A 1,520-nucleotide genomic window follows, 5' to 3' on the forward strand; every position below is an offset into this window, starting at 1 on the left:
ATGGGTGCTAAGTTGGCCTTTTTTGCGGGTGTCATAGGTAAACGTGGCATTGCCACTTGATGATAATCGTTGAGTCACGCGGCCAAGCAAATCGTAGTCAAAGTGCATTAACTGACTGTTAGCATCTCGCTCTTGCTCAAGCTCGCCAAAATCATTGTACGTAAATTGGGTATAACCTTGATTAGGATCGCGCACCCAGAGCTTTCGGCCAAGGTCGTCGTAGCCTGCGTAAATGCTGATGTTCTTTGCATCTTTTATAACAATAGGGTTGCCTGCGGCGTCATAGGCATAGCGCGTGTACGCCCCGTTTGCATCTTGGGTGTACATAAGTTGCCCAAGGCTGTTGCTGGCGCGGTACATAGAAAGGTTATGACCGTCAGAGGCATAGGTGCGCACTAGGGTTTTAAGCCCTTGGTAAGAATATAGCGTGGTTAATGATTCATTGTAATCGGTCGCAGCCGTCGTTTTTTGGCCCGGCCGCCCAAGCACGTCAAAGTTTGAAAATACTGTCCAGTAAGCGGTGGTGCTATAGGGCATGGAGGTATGAGTTTGCCGACCTTGGCCATCAAAGCGCGTATCAACAAAAATAGCTCTCCCATCAAATCCGTCGGTACGTTCACGTATTACACGCCCTTTGCTATCAATATATTGATGGCTACTTGGCACACCCGACTGATATACGCTTACCATGCTTTTATCTAAGCTATTGGGCGAGTAATTATCAGGGGTACGATATCGCAGATACTGCCATGGCTGCCCAACGGTTTTTTGCTGTATTAATCGCCCCAGGGCATCATATTGCATGTCGGTGTATATGCCATTAGGATCAATACTGCGAGTAGGCAAGCCTCTTTGGGGTGATGTCTTCACCACATTAGTATGATAACCCGCACTGCCCGATCCGCCAGTATAGGTATCGGTTTGAAAGGCAAAATACCCGTCGCTTTGAATGCTCTGACCGGTATTGGTGTAAAACACGTTGCTCAAGCGCACCTGCTGACTCAAGCCACCAGTGCCGTTTTGTATTGTGCCTTGCACTTTGGTTTGGATGGGTAACCCGTAGCCGTTATACATTATGGTTTGGGTGGTGCAGCCGCTCAGCACATTGGCATTGCATGAGCTGGCACTGCGAGCTGACAGCCCTGCGGCGGTGGTCACTACCTTAGGCTTTCTATGCAGGGTATCCCACTGCTCAACATACCTTGTTACCGCCTTACTAAGTGGTGTATTGCTATGCTCTTGAGGCACCTGATTGGCCATGACGTTATTGCCTCTATTAGGCAGTAATGATTTATTTTCGCGCTGCCACGAATAACGGTGCGGCCATGCAGGCGAGGGTTGCCAAGCTGCATCGGTTATTGTGGTGTGAGTACCAAAGTCATCTACATGAACGCTTGTGCGTTTTTTCACATTACCGTAGCTGTCTACATCGGCTTGTGCCACCGTTGTGACCGTGCGACTCAATTCGTCGCTTGGGTTATTAACGTCGTAATTTACATTTTCACTGCGTGATAAAAAGA

The 1,520-nt window shown here is 48.6% G+C and carries 1 pseudogene; it reads right to left on the reverse strand.

The features are described from left to right. A pseudogene (locus tag AB9H30_RS19295) lies at positions 1 to 1,520 on the reverse strand (hypothetical protein); the annotation flags it as partial.

The sequence above is a fragment of the Glaciecola sp. SC05 genome, assembly GCF_041380235.1.
In the GTDB taxonomy this organism is placed as follows: Bacteria; Pseudomonadota; Gammaproteobacteria; order Enterobacterales; family Alteromonadaceae; genus Glaciecola.